The 15,983-nt window shown below is 63.9% G+C and carries 19 protein-coding genes; 9 read left to right on the plus strand and 10 right to left on the minus strand.

Translation table 11 applies throughout. The features are described 5' to 3' along the window. Positions 1-33: 33 nt before the first annotated feature. On the minus strand, positions 34-924 hold the full coding sequence (locus ABD742_RS08725) for a ribonuclease Z (protein WP_234749635.1): 891 nt from the start codon (positions 922-924) through the stop codon (positions 34-36). Between the two features lie 105 nt (positions 925-1,029). Between ABD742_RS08725 and ABD742_RS08730 the strand changes: the two genes are divergently transcribed. Next, entirely contained in the window at positions 1,030-2,004 is a 975-nt protein-coding gene (locus ABD742_RS08730; protein ID WP_234749633.1) for a dienelactone hydrolase family protein, read from the plus strand. Between the two features lie 28 nt (positions 2,005-2,032). After that, a complete protein-coding gene (locus tag ABD742_RS08735; protein ID WP_234749631.1) occupies positions 2,033-2,689 on the plus strand; it encodes a DNA alkylation repair protein in 657 nt (218 codons plus the stop codon). A gap of 5 nt (positions 2,690-2,694) precedes the next feature. Here ABD742_RS08735 and ABD742_RS08740 read toward each other — a convergent pair whose 3' ends face one another. Then, complete coding sequence (locus tag ABD742_RS08740) at positions 2,695-3,483, minus strand: polysaccharide deacetylase family protein (protein ID WP_234749628.1); 789 nt, start codon at positions 3,481-3,483, stop codon at positions 2,695-2,697. Between the two features lie 116 nt (positions 3,484-3,599). Further along, positions 3,600-3,830, minus strand: a complete 231-nt coding sequence (locus ABD742_RS08745; protein ID WP_234749626.1) for a hypothetical protein — start codon at positions 3,828-3,830, stop codon at positions 3,600-3,602. A gap of 175 nt (positions 3,831-4,005) precedes the next feature. On the opposite strand from ABD742_RS08745, the gene ABD742_RS08750 reads away from it, so the two are divergent. The 5 genes from ABD742_RS08750 to ABD742_RS08770 all read left to right on the plus strand — a co-directional run bounded on the left by ABD742_RS08750 (position 4,006) and on the right by ABD742_RS08770 (position 8,730). Continuing rightward, positions 4,006-4,200, plus strand: a complete 195-nt coding sequence (locus ABD742_RS08750) for a DUF1918 domain-containing protein (protein ID WP_234749624.1) — start codon at positions 4,006-4,008, stop codon at positions 4,198-4,200. Between the two features lie 72 nt (positions 4,201-4,272). Further along, the gene (locus tag ABD742_RS08755) at positions 4,273-4,761 is read left to right on the plus strand and encodes a DedA family protein (RefSeq protein ID WP_234749622.1); all 489 of its coding nucleotides are present in this window, start codon (positions 4,273-4,275) and stop codon (positions 4,759-4,761) included. A 32-nt stretch (positions 4,762-4,793) separates the two neighbouring features. Continuing rightward, positions 4,794-5,597, plus strand: coding sequence for a thioesterase family protein (locus ABD742_RS08760; protein WP_234749620.1), 804 nt, complete (start codon positions 4,794-4,796; stop codon positions 5,595-5,597). Continuing rightward, the gene (locus ABD742_RS08765; RefSeq protein WP_234749617.1) at positions 5,597-6,373 is read left to right on the plus strand and encodes a lipoate--protein ligase family protein; all 777 of its coding nucleotides are present in this window, start codon (positions 5,597-5,599) and stop codon (positions 6,371-6,373) included. Before ABD742_RS08760 ends, ABD742_RS08765 begins: the two co-directional genes overlap by 1 nt. Before the next feature lie 56 nt (positions 6,374-6,429). Beyond that, complete coding sequence (locus ABD742_RS08770) at positions 6,430-8,730, plus strand: FdhF/YdeP family oxidoreductase (protein WP_234749614.1); 2,301 nt, start codon at positions 6,430-6,432, stop codon at positions 8,728-8,730. Positions 8,731-8,744: 14 nt separating this feature from the next. On the opposite strand, the gene ABD742_RS08775 is transcribed toward ABD742_RS08770, so the two are convergent. Then, complete coding sequence (locus ABD742_RS08775; protein WP_234749611.1) at positions 8,745-9,002, minus strand: mycoredoxin; 258 nt, start codon at positions 9,000-9,002, stop codon at positions 8,745-8,747. 181 nt (positions 9,003-9,183) lie between these two features. Beyond that, positions 9,184-9,573: a hypothetical protein gene (locus tag ABD742_RS08780; RefSeq protein ID WP_234749609.1), complete on the minus strand. Its 390-nt coding sequence runs from the start codon at positions 9,571-9,573 to the stop codon at positions 9,184-9,186. 302 nt (positions 9,574-9,875) lie between these two features. On the opposite strand from ABD742_RS08780, the gene ABD742_RS08785 reads away from it, so the two are divergent. Further along, positions 9,876-10,085 (plus strand): hypothetical protein, encoded by a 210-nt coding sequence (locus ABD742_RS08785; RefSeq protein WP_234749607.1) that lies wholly within the window; start codon positions 9,876-9,878, stop codon positions 10,083-10,085. Here ABD742_RS08785 and ABD742_RS08790 read toward each other — a convergent pair. The 4 genes from ABD742_RS08790 to ABD742_RS08805 form a co-directional block, all read right to left on the minus strand. Beyond that, positions 10,075-11,322, minus strand: coding sequence for an APC family permease (locus ABD742_RS08790; protein ID WP_234749606.1), 1,248 nt, complete (start codon positions 11,320-11,322; stop codon positions 10,075-10,077). The two genes, ABD742_RS08785 and ABD742_RS08790, sit on opposite strands and share 11 nt — an antisense overlap. Before the next feature lie 4 nt (positions 11,323-11,326). Beyond that, complete coding sequence (locus tag ABD742_RS08795; RefSeq protein WP_234749604.1) at positions 11,327-12,577, minus strand: Nramp family divalent metal transporter; 1,251 nt, start codon at positions 12,575-12,577, stop codon at positions 11,327-11,329. 168 nt (positions 12,578-12,745) lie between these two features. Further along, on the minus strand, positions 12,746-13,723 hold the full coding sequence (gene trxB / locus ABD742_RS08800) for a thioredoxin-disulfide reductase (protein WP_234749599.1): 978 nt from the start codon (positions 13,721-13,723) through the stop codon (positions 12,746-12,748). A 102-nt stretch (positions 13,724-13,825) separates the two neighbouring features. Further along, a complete protein-coding gene (locus ABD742_RS08805; RefSeq protein WP_234749597.1) occupies positions 13,826-14,518 on the minus strand; it encodes an NUDIX domain-containing protein in 693 nt (230 codons plus the stop codon). Between the two features lie 46 nt (positions 14,519-14,564). Here ABD742_RS08805 and ABD742_RS08810 point away from each other — a divergent pair, with 46 nt between their 5' ends. After that, positions 14,565-15,323 (plus strand): DeoR/GlpR family DNA-binding transcription regulator, encoded by a 759-nt coding sequence (locus tag ABD742_RS08810; protein ID WP_234749588.1) that lies wholly within the window; start codon positions 14,565-14,567, stop codon positions 15,321-15,323. A 22-nt stretch (positions 15,324-15,345) separates the two neighbouring features. Here the strand turns inward: ABD742_RS08810 and ABD742_RS08815 are convergent, their stop codons facing one another. After that, positions 15,346-15,942 (minus strand): TMEM175 family protein, encoded by a 597-nt coding sequence (locus ABD742_RS08815; protein ID WP_234749586.1) that lies wholly within the window; start codon positions 15,940-15,942, stop codon positions 15,346-15,348. Positions 15,943-15,983 lie beyond the last annotated feature (41 nt).

Genomic DNA, 15,983 nt, shown 5'->3' on the forward strand with positions numbered 1-15,983 from the left:
AGCATCACAAAATTGCCATGTACTTCGCGACCTCTACAACCACCGCTGCCGCTTCGGGAAGGGAACCCGGTCCAGGTCGTTCGCGGCGATGACGGTAGCTCCGCCGGACCGCGCCCGGGCTTGCTCCGCGAGTAGTCCGACGTCGGGATAGCGCGAGGAGAAATGGGTAAGGATCAGCATGCCCGCTTCGGCAGTGGCAGCCAACGCCCCGGCCTGCCCGGCGGTGAGGTGGCGGTACTGAGCGGCGAGGGCGCCGTCGTCGTCGCTGAAAGTGGACTCAGCGACGAGAAGGTCCACCCCCTCGGCGAGTTCCTCAGCACCGTCACATGGCGCCGTGTCCATCACGAAGGCGAAGCTCTGTGCGGGCCTCGGCACGCTCACGTCTTCCAAGCGCACGCCGCCCAGGCTCCCGTCCCGCCGCAGGAGGCTGATATCGGATCCGGTAATCCCCGCCGCCGCAAGCCGCTCCGGCAGTAGGCTGCGGCCTTCGGGCTCGACAACCCTGTAACCGTATGTCTCGATTCGATGGAGCAGCGGGCGCACCTCCACTCCTGCCGCGATAGGACCGGCACCGCCGTGCGGATGAAGCCGAAGGTCGATGCCGGGCGACGCAACAGCCACGAGGGCGCGGATCATGTCCTCGCCGGACGCGGGATAGTGCAAGTGGATTGGATGCTCCACCCGGTCCAGAGCCATACGCGAAAGCACGCCCGGCAGCCCGAAACAGTGGTCTCCGTGGACATGGGTAATACAGATACGCGTGAGCTGGCTGGCCGAGACACCAGCTTGGATCATCTGCCGCTGGGTGCCCTCTCCAGGATCGAAGAGCAGGCCCTCGCCATCCCAGTAGAGCACGTATCCGTTGTGGTTGCGGGTCCTGGTCGGGACCTGGGAGGCGGTGCCGAGAACCACGAATTCACGCATGGAACCGAGTGTCTCATTACTTGGCGGCTACACCCATCATCTTGGGCACTCTTGCCCGGTGACGGTCTTGGGAGGAGGATATGCGGCAAACTCAGGAGGCCTTCCATGATCCAGCTCGGGAAATTCGAAAAGTACTTGGTCGAAGAATTCTTCGACGACTACCGCTCGGGAGACATGTCGCAGCGAGCATTCATTCGTCGGCTCGCATTTATCACCGGGAGCATGGCTGCGGCCTCCTCGACGATGCTGCAGCTCGGATGTGCTCCGGATGACGTCCCGCGAAGCACCGATCCCATGCCAAGCCCCGAAGCTTCGTCCGCCCGGCCCCCGGCGACGCCGACTGCCGGACCAGTACCGGGAGCGAAGAGTCCGCTTTCCGTACCTGAGGGCGCGTCCGGACTTGTGACGGCCGCCGTCCGGTTCCCCGCCGGCGGAACCGGGATCAGCGCCTACCTTGCCCGGCCTGAGGGGTCCGATGCGGGACCGGCGGTGCTCGTCTGCCACGAGAACCGCGGACTGACCCCGCACATCCAGGACGTGGCCCGCCGTTTTGCCAAGGCCGGGTACGTTGCCTTGGCCCCGGATCTTCTCAGCAGGGAAGGAGGCACATCAAACCTGGATGCCGACGCCGTCTCCGGAGCGCTGACACGGGCAGGAGCCGAGCGCCATGTCTCCGACTTCTCCGCGGGTTTCGACTATCTCCGATCACTCGATTTTGTTGACGGCGAACGGATCGCGATGAACGGCTTCTGCTTTGGCGGAGGCATCACCTGGCAGGCCGCGACCGAGATACCCAGGCTGAAAGCCACAGCGGCCTTCTATGGCCCCGCACCCGAGCTGGAGAAGGTTCCGTCCATCAAACCGGCCGTCTTTGGGGTCTATGCCGAACTCGACCAACGCATCACCGGCGCAATGCCGGCACTTCGGGATGCGCTCGCAGCCACCGAGGTCCGCCACAAGCTCACTGTCTATCCCGGCGTCGACCATGCCTTCCACAACGACACCAGCGAGCGGTACAACGAAACGCAGGCGACAGCCGCCTGGCAGGACATGCTGGCCTGGTTTGGCGAGTACGTCTGACCGGACACTATTGCGAAAGAATGTTCGCATGAGTGACGCCGCCGAGTTCATCGATGAGGCCTTGCGCCGTGAAAGCTCTTGGATCCGTGCAGAGCAGGCGCAGGCACGGCTGGGAAACAGGCTCAAGCAGTACGGATCCTCGATCGGGGCTATCCGTGGAACGGTTCGCGACGCCCTCCGCCGCCACCCGGGACTCGCGCACGACGAGGTCACTGCCTTGAGCTCGGAATTGTGGGAGGTTCCCGTTTTCGAACGCCGGCTCGCGGCAATCGTCCTTCTGCAGTCCAAGGTCCATCTGCTGACGAATACCGATCTGACGCGGCTCGAGGGTTTTGTCCGTGAAGGAAGGCTGCGCGAACTGGTCGATCCGCTAGCGGTTGACGTGATCGGACCTTTGATTGCCGGGCTGGAAGGGCAGGCCAAGACGCGGGCTGGAAGCGTGATGGATCGGTGGGCCCGGGAGGGAGACGAGTGGCTGTGCCGCGCCGCCCTGATGGCGCCGCTGAGGGCGCTCCGGGCCGGGGGAGGCGACTGGGAAGCGTTTGTAGGCCACGCCACGGCGGGGCTGGACGCCGCTCGGGAAATGGGCGCGGAGGGGGAGGTGGTCAGAGAAGCGGTATCCACCGTTCTGAACGAGGTTGCCAAGCGACGGCCTGAGCTGCAATTCCCATCGTCAGCCGCTTGATCTTGTTACCCCAAGGCCTGGGCCACCGTCTTGACCGAAGTCGTTCTGTTAGCGGTCCGCGCAGCCAGCCAAGTGACGAAAGTGTCAAAGAGCGTCGGGCTGATGGTCAGCGTCGGATCAGTTCCGACCGCGATGTGGTGGAAAGTCAGCTCGAGCCATCCGCCAGTGCTTTCGGCATTGGTGACCAGATCCTCCAGATTCTGCAGGGTCCAAGTGCTGTCTACTTCATCCGGCGCCTTGGTGACCAGCGGGTTTTCCGGAGGAAGGGTCTCTGCGAACGGGCAGTCCGCGCAGCTCGCGGGGGAGCGGATATCTCCCAGGCCCCGTCCGCTCGCAAATCCGCAGTTCTTGACCTCAGCCTGGACAGCGGCGTTTTCTGCTGCAAAGGGATAGGCAAAGTCGCTCACCTGGAATCCCCAGCTTTCAAGCGTCGATTTGCCGTTGCAGATTTCCGCGCTGGCGGCCGAAGGGGTGAGGGTGGTCAGATCCGGGTGGGTAACGGTATGGCCGCCAATCTCGTTTCCGTCGCCGGCGATGGTCTGCAGATTTGCCTGGGTCAGGTAACCCGGCGATCCGATCCAGCTGGTGGTGATGAAGAAGGTTCCCACCAGCCCGTGGGCCTTGAGTACCTGTTCGGCAGCGAGTTGATTGTCGTTGCCGTCATCGAACGTCAGGCTCACGACAGTCGGGGGTGCGGCATGGGCCGGAACGGCGATTCCGCCGAGGGCGCCCGCGGCGAGCAACAAGACGCCCAAGATGGACGTCAGCCGCTTGTTCTTTTTTGGGTTGCGCATGGCTCCTCCAAGAGACGAGGGCCCCCAGACGCGTATGAATGTAGGCTACGCCTTGAATCGCGCGGGTTGAACCCAGAAGACGGGCAACGGCCGAATTCACAGCTTGCGTTCAGGTTCTACGGCAGGGGCACGTCCCGTGGCCGCGACGTTTGCCGGGAAGCGAGCAGCGCCTTGTTCGCTGCGGAAATGGCCCGTGAACGTCCCGTGCTGACTTCCTTGGAGACACTGGCAAGCAGCTCGGGGTACCAATCCGGCATGGAGGTGCGCGCGGAGGGAGTCGCGAACGACGCCGCTGCTGCTGCTGCTGCCGTCGTGGTCTGTTCCGGTTTCAGTTCTTGACTTTGCACTGGCTTCCCTCTTCTAAGGCGAGTAAGTACGGCGACCATTTCGTCAAACGTAGGGGAGGGGGCTGACACTTTAGGAGCTGCGACGTGCCACCGCACGGCCAGTTGGATCGGCCGCCTGCAGCCTGTTCCCACGACGGCCCAACACTCGTAATGTGAATGCTGGGAGGTGGTTCCTGTGGAAGCAGCCCAGGGAGATCGGATCATCATTCATGGCAGAACGGTCGGGGCGTCCGACCGGCACGGCGAGATCATCGAAGTCCGCGGTGCAAATGGTGCGCCGCCGTACTTCGTGCGTTTTGACGATGGTCACGAGACCATCCTGTATCCGGGTGGTGATTTCACGATCGATCGCGCAGGCGGGAGTTCGTAGCCCCAGGGCTGGCCGTCTTGCGCGTTGAGCTAAGGTAAGACTTAGCTGCGGAGACGACCGGGGAGGGCACGCGTGGACCACATCCTGGACCTGCCCTTTGAGGTGGCGCTCGTGGCTCTTTTCGCTGTGGTGATGGTCCGGGTCAACGCGACGTACTGGATCGGCCGCGGCGCAGCGGCCGGAATGGAACGCACGCGATTCGCACGTGCCTTGCATTGCCCCAAGGCAAGCAAAGCGCAGGCCATGATTCAGCGCTTTGGCCCCTACGCCGTCGTGCTGACCTTCCTTACTATCGGACTCCAAACCGCCGTCAACCTGGCTGCGGGGGCTGGAAGAATGCCACTCAGCCGGTATCTCCCTGCGGCAATAGTAGGCTCCGGCATCTGGGCCTTCGTCTACGCGACCATCGGACTGGCGGCGATAGATGCGTGGCTTGCGGTCATGGCGGCCTCCCCTTTGGCCGCCATTCTCCTGGTCCTCTCATTTGCCGGACTTGCCGTCTGCCTGGTCATGCGGCGTCGACGTCGGACGGCTGTGGCGCCAGAAGATACAGTGGTCTGAGTTCCATTACCGGACCGGCGAAAGGGCAGGCGTTGAGTATTGAGCTTCCGGACCTTGCGGAAGGCGACTTCTACTACGAATCGCTCGGAAATGGGCGGTTCCGCTCGACCATCCACGCCCAGGGCGCATGGAATCCGCACGAGCAGCACATGGCGCCCGCATCGGGCATCATGGCCGATGCCCTGCTCCGCCATGAGCCGCGCGACGACGTCCGGATGGCCCGCCTCAGCTACGAAATCCTGGGCTTGATCCCGGGCGGCGAATTCGAAATCACCACAGCTACGGTCCGCCCCGGCAGGACGATTGAACTGATCCAGGCGGAACTCTCAGCGGCAGGACGCGTGGCTATCCGGGCCACCGCCTGGCGCATGGCTACCAGCGACACGAGTGCCGTCGCCGCCATAGAAGACGTTGCCATGCCGGCCCCGGACGAATGCAAGCCGTGGGACGGTGCGGGCGTGTGGCCGGGTGGCTATATCCGGTCCTTGGAAATGCGGATAGCAGAAGGGCACCGGGCAGGCTCGGGCAAAGTCTGGATCCGCACGGAGCATCCCCTCACCGACGCGGCGGACAGCCGCGATCTCGCGAGGCTCGTTGGACTGGTGGACACAGCCAACGGTATTGCCGCCCGTGTTTCGCCCGGCAAGAACAGCTACATCTTCCCCAACCTTGACCTGCAGGTCCACATGTACCGTGAACCTGCGGGCGAATGGCTGGGCCTGGACAATATGGTCTCCTTCGGCAATGACGGCATCGGCCTGACGTCCACCGTGCTTCACGACATCAGCGGCCCGTTCGGCCGCGCCGAGCAGATCCTCACGCTGAGGAAGAGCTGATGGTTGAGGACCTCGCCCGAACACAGCGCACGCTGACGGTGGTGCGCCAGGAAGAATCGCTCGGCGTCGCCGATGACCTGGACTTCGGGATCGAGCTCCTCAACCGTGCCCGCAGGGGGCTGCTGGCGCCAACGCTGCGGTTGTACCGGCCCCGCCCTACCGTGGCGTTCGGGCAACGCGATGCCAAGCTGCCGGGATTCCAGGCCGCATCCGAGGCCTGCCGGGACCTGGGTTTCGAACCACTGATCCGCAAGGCGGGGGGCCGGGCAGCGGCCTACCATCGGGGCACCCTGGTGATCGACCATGTGGAGCCACACAGCGACGCGATTTCCGGGGCGAAAGCCCGTTTCTCCTTCTTTGGCGAGCTCCTCGCAGGCGCGCTCCGCCGCGTCGGCGTCCAGGCGGCCGTCGGGGAGATCCCCGGGGAGTACTGCCCCGGTGAGTTCAGCGTCCACGGCCTTGACCCGGATTTTCCAACACACCAGCTCAAGCTGGTCGGCACCGCCCAGAGGGTGGTCTCCGGGGGATGGCTGTTCAGCTCGGTGATCGTCGTCGAGAACTCGGCACCCATCCGCGAAGTCCTCACTGCCAGCTACGGAGCCCTCGGACTGGAGTGGGATCCCGCCACCGCCGGGGCCGCCAATGACCTTTTGCCGCAGCTGGACGTACCCACGGTGGAAGACGCCGTCGTCGCGGCTTACGCAGAATACGCCGAACTTATCGACGGCGATTTCCAGGGCCTTCTCCCTGTGACGAGCACCCGCACGCCGTTGTAGACGAATACCGGCAGGACTACGCTTGAGGCCACAACCAAGTGGACCGAGGTAGAGCAATGGACAAGAAGCCATCCGTTGTCCATGATTCCGACGCGGACCTCACCGTCGGTCCGCCGAAGCGATCCGCCGCGGGTTTGCCCAGCCTGGTGGACTCCTTGCCCCGTGCGTTGAGCCAGATGGGGCCGTCCCGTACCTGGAAGTCCCTGCTGGCCATGAACCAGAGGGATGGCTTCGACTGCATGAGCTGCGCTTGGCCGGATCCTCCGGAGCGGAAGCTGGCCGAGTTCTGTGAGAACGGCGCGAAGGCCGTCGGGTGGGAGGCTGATCCGCTCAAGGTTCCGTCCGGTTTCTGGGACGAGAACGACGTCGAATCCCTCGCCGGGCGTTCGGAATACTGGCTGGGACAGCAGGGCAGGCTCGTGGAGCCCGTCTACAAACCCGCAGGTTCCAGCCACTACCGTCCCATCAGTTGGGACAATGCGTTCCGGATTGTGGCCCGAGAACTCAATGCCCTGGAATCGCCCGACGAAGCCACCTTCTACACGAGCGGCCGGACGAGCAACGAAGCCGCGTTCGTCTACCAGCTCTTCGTCCGCGCCTTCGGGACCAACAACCTGCCCGATTGCTCGAACATGTGCCATGAGTCCACGGGGCTGGCCCTCGGTGAGACGCTCGGCGTGGGCAAGTCCGCCGTCACCTACACGGACTTCGCCAAGGCTGATTTGATCATCATCATGGGCCAGAACCCGGGGACCTGCCATCCCCGGATGCTCACCGCGCTGGAAGAGGCAAAGCTCGCCGGTGCCAGCATTGTCGCGGTGAACCCGCTCCCCGAAGCAGGACTCATCAACTTCAAGAACCCGCAACGGCCCCGTGGGCTCGTGGGCAAAGGAACGGACTTGGCAGACCAGTTCCTGCAGATCCGCCTCGCAGGCGACATGGCGTTGCTTCAAGCCGTCTCCAAGCGGGTCCTGGAAGCGGAGAAGGCAGCACCGGGGGCGGTACTGGACCATGCGTTCATCGAGGAGCACTGCCAAGGCCTCGAAGAGTTCCAAGCCCATATCGAAAACCTGGATGAGCAGGACGTCCGCGCCGCAACGGGCTTGAGGGCGGAGGAAATCGATGAGCTCACCTCCCGCTATCTGCGTGCAGAGAAGGTCATCATCACCTGGGCCATGGGCCTGACCCAGCACAAGAAGGCCGTGGCGACCATCAAGGAGATCGTCAATCTGCTCCTGCTCCGCGGCAACATCGGCAAACCCGGCGCGGGCCCGTCGCCGATCCGTGGACACAGCAACGTCCAAGGGGACCGCACCATGGGCATTTGGGAGAAGATGCCGGAACCGTTCCTCAACGCCCTGCAGCAGGAATTCGGCTTCGACCCGCCGCGGCACCCGGGCCTCGATTCCGTGGACAGCATCCGTGGCATGCGGGACGGCCGGATCAAGGTGCTCGTAGCACTTGGTGGAAACCTCGTGCACGCAATGTCGGACACCACCGCGGCTGAGGCAGCCGTCGGCAAGACCCGCTTGTCCGTACAGATTTCCACGAAGCTCAACCGTTCCCACGCCGTCGTGGGGGAACAAGCGATGATCCTGCCGACGATGGGCCGCACGGAAATAGACCGCCAGGCGAGCGGCGAGCAGTTCGTCACCGTCGAAGACACCGTCTGCGCGGTACACCGTTCGGCGGGAAGGCTGGAGCCGATCTCCGACAAAGTGTTGTCTGAAGTGGCGATCGTGTGCCGCATGGCCCAGACGGTACTCGGCGATAAAGTCCCCGTTGATTGGCGAGGTTTCGAGGCAAACTACGACTCAGTGCGCGAACACATTTCCCATGTGGTGCCGGGCTTCGAGAACTTCAACCAAAAAGCCCGAAGCCGTGACGGTTTCGTCCTGCCCCATGGCCCCCGGGACGAGCGGAAGTTTCCCACCGCCACGGGAAAGGCAATGTTCACGGTCAACGACCTTGAGACCATCCACGTCCCGGAAGGGCGACTGCTGCTTCAGACAGTGCGCTCCCACGATCAATTCAACACGACCACCTACAGCATGAACGACCGCTACCGGGGCGTGAAGAAGGGCCGTATGGTGCTTTTTGCGCACCGCGACGACCTGGCCGATCTGGGCCTTGCCGATGGCGGCTATGTGGACGTCCACAGCGAAGCCGACGACGGCGTGGACCGGGTCCTGCGCCAGTTGCGGTTGATCGCGTACCCGACAGCCCGTGGTTGCGTGACTGCGTATTACCCGGAAGCGAACGTCCTTGTGCCGCTGGATTCGACCGCCGAAGGCAGCAATACTCCCGCGTCCAAGTCAGTGGTGGTGCGCCTGGAACCGGTCGCACCACCCGGATAACTCCCTCGTGGGCGTCAGGCGGCGAGGCGCGCTTCGACCTCGGCTGCGGAAGGGTTGGTGACCGCGGTACCGTCCGGGAAAAGGACCGTGGGGACGGTCTGGTTGCCGCCGTTCAGCTTCTCCACGAGTTCGGCAGTGCCCTCAACCTCTTCGATGTTGATCTCGTTGTAGCCGATGCCCTTGGCGTCCAGCTGCTTCTTGAGGCGGTTGCAATAGCCGCACCAAGTGGTCGAGAACATAGTGATGGTGCCGGATTCGGGGGTGAAGTCCACGGATTCTCCTGCCGTCGTTGTTATGAACTACTCGCGTCAACGGTAACCCGGCAAGCACTATTCCTTCGCGCGCATGTGTCACATGACACGCTGCACATAGAAACGGCGCGACGCATCGCGCCGCGCACGCCCGAAGAAAAGAAATCGACGTGCGGTTTCCCAGGACCGTAGGCAGTCGATCCTAGAGCGACTCGTCGACGGCGACGCCGGACTGGAACTCGCGGCCGTCGGCTTCACTGAAGGCCGTCATCACGTGTCCCTTGCCAAGGCCGTTGATCGCCGAGAGGGGGAAATGGCCCGTTATGGTGTTCCCCGAGTGCTCAACACCCTTGAGGTCGTAGTTCTCTTCGGCGCTTTGGTCGTGGTTGAACGAGAAGAAGGCGATCGCCTCTCCGTTCATGAACTCGATGCCCAGTCTTCGTTGAGAGGAATAATCAGGAGTCGCCGCGACCAGGCCCACGACAAAGGCGCCGGAACCAGGGATGTTGCCCTCGATCTCGAACTTCGCCACGAGCGTGGCTTCCGTGGCGGTAATGCTGGCCTGCTTCAGAAGTGCCTCATGGATGCTCATGGCTCAATCCTGCTCTGTGCGACCTCCGCCGTCCACCCCTGATTCGGGTTTTGTCAGAGCCGTGCCATCGGCCGGATCTTATCGGTCTTACGGCCAAAATCAGCCCTGACCAGCTGGAAGACCTGCTGATACAGGTACCGGCAGGGCCTCCCTCGCGGCCCGGAGGGCTTCTAGGGTTGAGGACGTGGAGAACCGGAATGGAAGCATGAAGCGATTGCTCGTCCCGTCTGCGGCGCTGTTGTGGGGGTTCCAGTTCGCGTTCCTTAACCCTGCGCTGGCACTCAGGCGCCGGAGCTACTGATGTGGTGAACACGCGCGCGATTGTCTCCTTCGCCTGGGTGGCCGGGCCGCCCCTGGCGACCTTCATCATGGGGGCGCTGGGCAATCGGGCCATCCTGCTCGCCCTCGGTGCGGTCGCGGTCCTCAATCTGTTTGCCGGGCGGCCGTCGCGGCGGATGCCGCCGAAGGAACGGCCTGCCGCCTCTGCGGCTGCCCTTGACGCTATCGCTTGAGCCTGACGACGCGCAGGATGATGCCCGCTGCGAACATCAGCACGCCCAAGCCCGCCGATAGCGGCGGAAGCGTGGCCACGAGGATCACGCAAGCCAGTGCTCCGAACACTTGGAGCGCTTTGGGGTATCGGCGGTCTTCGGCCGGCTGGGTGAACGCCGCAATATTGGCGACCAAATAGTAGATGAGCACGCCGAACGAGGAGAAGCCGATCGCGCCGCGCAAGTCGGCGACCGCGACGATTACGCAGATCACGACGGCGAGGGTGACTTCGGCCCGGTGCGGGACACGATACCGGGGGTGGACGGCGGCGAGCCAGTGCGGCAGGTCGTGGTGCCTGGCCATTGCCAGGGTGGTCCGAGCCAAACCGGCGATGAGGGCCAGCAGGGCACCGAGGGAAGCGACGGCGGCTCCCACGCGGACCACCGGAACGGCCCAGGAGAAAGTCCCGGCTCCGACCGCGGCAGCGAGCGGCGTCGGGGTGCCGGCCACGCCGTCCGGACCGAGAGTGGCGAGAAGGGTCACCGCGATGATCGCGTAGAGGACGACGGCGATGCCAAGGGCGATCCCGATGGCACGCGGAATGGCGCGCCGCGGGTTGCGGACTTCCTCTCCCATGGTCGCGATCCTCGCATAGCCGGCGAACGCGAAGAACAACAACCCGGCGGATTGGAGGATCCCGTACCAGCCGTGTGCAAGCAGTCCATCCCCGGGAATGTTGGCCGTGGAGGGAGCAGAACCGCCCCAGCAGGCTGCGACGCCAATGGCGAGGGCCGCCAGCACTGTGAGAACCAGAAGGCGTGTGAGGCCAGCCGTGCGGGTCACCCCGTGATAGTTCACGACGGCGAGGACGACGACGGCGGCGATGGCCACGGGGCGTTCCCATCCCGGAGGGGCGGCATAGGCGGCGAATGTCATGGCCATGGCCGCCGCGCTGGCGGTCTTGCCGATGACGAATCCCCAACCGGCCAGGTATCCGGACCACGGTCCCAGCCGTTCACGACCGTAAACGTAGCTTCCGCCCGACGTCGGGTATGCGGCGGCGAGCTGGGCGGAGGACGTCGCGTTGCAGAACGCCACGGCAGCCGCGACGACGAGTCCAACCAGCAGTCCTGATCCTGCGGCGGCAGCGGCCGGAGTGAAGGCCGCGAATACGCCGGCGCCGATCATGGAGCCCAATCCGATCACGACCGCGTCAAAGGTACCCAGCCGACGGGCCAGGGCCGGGGGGTTGCTCATGAGCCTAGGACTTCCCCGTGACCGTCAGGACGATGAGGACGCAGTTGAGGCCAACGATGAGTGCTGCGCTGGTCCACCCGGCAATCTTCAGTGCCGTGGAATCCGTGTGGATGCCCATGACCTCGCGCTTGCCGGTGAGCCGGATCAGCGGAATCAAGGCGAAAGGAATGCCGAAGCTCAGCAGGACTTGGCTCAGCACGAGCGCCAGGGTAGGTTCTATGCCCGCGCCCAGAATGACCAACGCCGGGACCAGCGTGATCACCCGGCGGAGCAGCAAGGGCACCCGTATTTTGAGGAGTCCGCCCATGACCGTTGCCCCGGCGTAGCATCCGACGGACGTTGAAGCGAGGCCCGAGGCAAGCAAGCCGACGGCGAAAGCCACTCCGATAATCGGACCAAGGGCCGATGTAACGGCGGCATGGGCCCCGGCGATGGTGTCGGTTCCTTCGACTCCCCGCAGGCTGGACGCGGCCAAAAGGAGCATGGCGATGTTCACGACTCCGGCCAGCATCAAGGCGGCCACGACGTCCACGCGGGTGGTCTTGATGAGCCTTGTCCGTACAGCGGGATCTTCCGAGAAACCATGCCGGTCACGGGCCAGGGCCGAATGCAGGTAGATGGCATGCGGCATGACAGTGGCACCGAGCATGCTCGCAGCGAGGAGGACAGTGTCAGTGCCTTCGAACCGCGGCACCAAACCAGCCAATACGCCACCGGTCTCGGGGGGATTGACGAAGAGCCCCGAAACGAATCCGACGGCGATGACGGCGAGGAGCATCATGATGGCGTACTCAAAGGACTTCTGGCCCCGTGACGACTGGAGCGCCAGGAGCAACATTGACGCCACGCCGATGATGATTCCGCCCATGAGGAGCGGCAGTCCGAAGAGAAGGTTGAGGGCTACCGCCCCGCCGATGACCTCGGCCATGTCGGTAGCCCCGGCAACCACCTCTGCCTGGACCCAGAACAGTCTGCGGCGGTGGGTTCCCAAGCGTTTGCCCAGGAGCTCCGGAAGGCTGTGGCCGGTGGCCAAGCCGAGCTTCGCCGACTGGTACTGCACCAGGACCGCCATGATGTTTGCCGCTACCAGGACCCACACGAGCAGGTAGCCGTAGTTCGCTCCGGCAGTGAGGTTTGCCGCGACGTTTCCCGGGTCCACGTATGCGATCGCAGCCACGAAAGCCGGACCCAACAAGAGCAGCCGGGACCTCCACCGGGTCTTGCTCGCCGGTCGCTCAACAATCGTGGCAGCCATGGTTTCCTCAACATCGGGGATACGGACATGATGAGGATACCGTTAAGTTAGGCATGCCGAAAAGTCGTTTTTAGGTGCGGCTTGATAAGCGCGCTTGCCCAACTGACTCGCACTAGATGTCGTTCTGAGCCCTCTAAACGACATTAACTGCGAGCTAGTTGGGTGAGTTCAGGCATGGGTTGGTTCTTCCACCAGCGCGGTGGCGATGCTGTCCGCGTCGTCGAGCGCGGCGAGGTACCGTTCGGCATCCAGGGCCGCGGCGCAACCCGTGCCGGCGGCCGTAATGGCTTGGCGGTAGCGGTGGTCCACGGCGTCACCGCAAGCGAACACTCCCGAGAGATTGGTAACGGTGGTGGGGGAGTCGACCTTGATGTAACCCTCGGCGTCGAGCTCCACTTGTCCCGCAACAAGGTCCGTCCGAGGGACATGTCCAATGGCCACGAATATGCCCGTAGCCGCATGTTCGCGCGATTCACCGGAACGTGTGTCGGCCAGGGTTACCCCGGCGACTTTGGTGTCGCCGTGGATTGCGGTGATGGCCGAGTTCCATGCGAAGCGGATTTTCGGATTGTCCTTGGCCCGCTGGGCCATGATCCGGGAGGCGCGGAGCTCTTCCCTGCGGACGACGACGGTCACGGTCTTCGCGAACCGGGTCAGGAACATCGCTTCTTCCATGGCGGAATCTCCACCACCCACGACGATGATTTCCTGTTCGCGGAAGAAGAAGCCGTCGCACGTGGCGCACCACGAAACGCCGTGTCCGCTCAGGCTCTTCTCTTCGGGCAAACCGAGTTCCTTGTAGGCGGAGCCGGTCGCAAGGATGACGGCCGGTGCCTCGTGGGTGTCGCCCGAGCCGGTGACCACGCGCTTGAGGTGGCCACGCAGCTGGACTTCAGTGACGTCGTCGAACGCTATCTTGGCGCCGAAGCGCTCGGCCTGCTCCTGCAGGCCATCCATGAGTTCCGGACCCTGGATTCCCGCGGGGAAGCCGGGGAAGTTTTCCACTTCCGTGGTGTTCATCAACGCGCCGCCGGCGGTGACCGATCCGGCAAGGACGAGGGGGCTCAGGCCCGCCCGGGCGGCATAGATTGCCGCGGTGTAGCCGGCTGGGCCGGATCCGACGATGATCAGCTGTTCTTTGCTCATGGGACAAGTGCAACAAGGACGAGGACTTCAATCAAGGGATCGTCAATCCGAGTGCATATTGGGTGAATGTCCGGCGAGCCGGTGACCGGACGTTTCGGCGGCTCATGGCACGTGGTAGAGGCTGTTGAGGGCTGCCCATTGGAGGAGCATGATCGACTTTCCGTCCACGATGCGGCCGTCGCCGATCATGGCGAGAGCATCGGCGAAGGCAATCTCGATGGTTTCGATGTCCTCGCCCTCAGCGGCTACTCCGCCGCCGGGTCCTGCCTGGTCCGCCGGGGTGTAGGGCGCGACGTAGAAGTGCAGCCGTTCGGTAACCGATCCAGGGCTCATGTATGCGTCGAAGACGTGCCGCAGCGCTCCGACGTCGACGCCGAGCTCCTCGCTTGCCTCGCGACGGATAGCCGTTTCGGGATCGTCGTCGTCCAGCAATCCGGCAGCAGCCTCGATCAGCATCCCGTCCGGATGATCGTTGACATAGGCCGGGAAGCGGAACTGCCGGGTGAGTAGAACCGTGCCCCGGCCGGCGTCGTACAACAGAATCGTCGCGCCGTTCCCTCGATCGTAACTTTCCCGTTGCTCCGTGACCCATCGGCCATCCCTGCGGCGGTAGTCGAAGGTGGTGCGGCGCAGCACGTGCCATCCGTCCGAGGTCACTTCGACGTCGCGCACAACCACGGCGGGATTGCGGTCAAGGCCTCGGCCGGTCTGGTCGAGACCGGTGCGGCCGCGGTGATCGGGTACATCAATTCCAGGACGCATCGTCGTGGGAGGCGCATCGTTTCTCAGAGTCATGCCGTTAGAATAGTGCATAATCGTGCAACATCAGGAAGGAACGCGCATGCTTGCTGCCGAACGACTCGAATACCTCCTCACGCGCCTTGCCGCCGACGGCAAGGTGATCGCCAAAGACATCGCCCGCGAACTTGGTTTGTCCGAAGACAGCGTGCGCCGCGATCTGCGGGAGCTTGCCGCGGCCGGGCTGTGCCAGCGTGTGTATGGCGGTGCGCTGCCGGTTTCTCCTGCCATCGCCGACTACGCCACCCGCGTTACGGTTGAGCCGGAGAGCAAGGGACGTATTGCTGTCCTCGCCGCTTCGATGGTCCAGCCGGGTTCCGCCGTGATCCTCGACGGCGGCACCAGCACCCTCGCGGTGGTTCGCGCGCTGCCCGCGGAGCTTGACTGCACGGTGATTACCCACAGCCCGACCATCGCCTCGGCGCTTGTCGACCACCCCCTCATTGAGGTGTTCCTCCTCGGTGGTCGCTTGTTCAAACACTCTGCCGTGACGTGCGGTGCTGCCGCCGTCGAGGCGACCCAAGCCATATCCGCCGAGCTCTTCTTCCTGGGTGTCACCGGAGTCCATCCCGACCACGGGCTGACAACCGCCGACGCAGACGAAGCCGCCATGAAACGCGCTCTCGCCGCCCGTGCGGCAGATACTTACGTCCTCGCGAGCACCGAGAAGATCGGGGCCGCTTCGCGCTACTCGGTATTGCCCTTTGCCAGCGTCACCGGCATCATCACCGATGCGCCAGCCGAAGATCCGACCATGAGGGAGCTCTCGCGCCTCGGCGTCGCCCTTCTTGGCGCTGGCTGACTCTGCTGGTCACTGGCTCGCGCTACTCCAGTCGGTCCTGGTGTGCGCGGATGACGAAGTGTTCAACGCGGCGGTCCGGAACCAGCCAGATCAATGCCACGACGGTGTAGGCGGCGACGCCGAGTAAGGGATGCAGAACGCAGAGGCCAAGACCGGCCAGATAGATGAGCGGCGACGTCTTCCCCTTCCAGTCTCGGCCAATCGCCTGGGCAAGCGCACCCTGCCGCCCCTGGTGCCGGATCAAGGACTGTTGCAGGACGAAGTAGGCAATGGCGGCGCAGAGCAGGTTGAAGCCGTAAGCCAGCACAGGGACCTCGGCGAAGCCCGACTCATCCATCCAGCGCGTGCTGAACGGGAAGAGGGATATCCAGAACAACAGGTGCAGGTTCGCCCACAGTATTCCGCCGTTGACTCGATCCGCCAGATGGATCATGTGGTGGTGGTTGTTCCAGTAGATTCCCACGTAGACGAAGCTGAGCAAGTAGCTGAGGAACGTGGGAAAGACGCTGAGCAAGGCATGCCAGCTCGGTTCCGCGGGCACTCGCAGCTCAAGCACCATGATGGTGATGACAATGGCGAGGACGCCGTCACTGAATGCCTCGAGCCGGTTCTTGTTCATCGGATTGCCTTCATGGGGACATCATCGTTGCTTCGGACTCC

The organism is Arthrobacter ramosus, assembly GCF_039535095.1.
GTDB classification, from domain to species: Bacteria; Actinomycetota; Actinomycetes; order Actinomycetales; family Micrococcaceae; genus Arthrobacter; species Arthrobacter ramosus.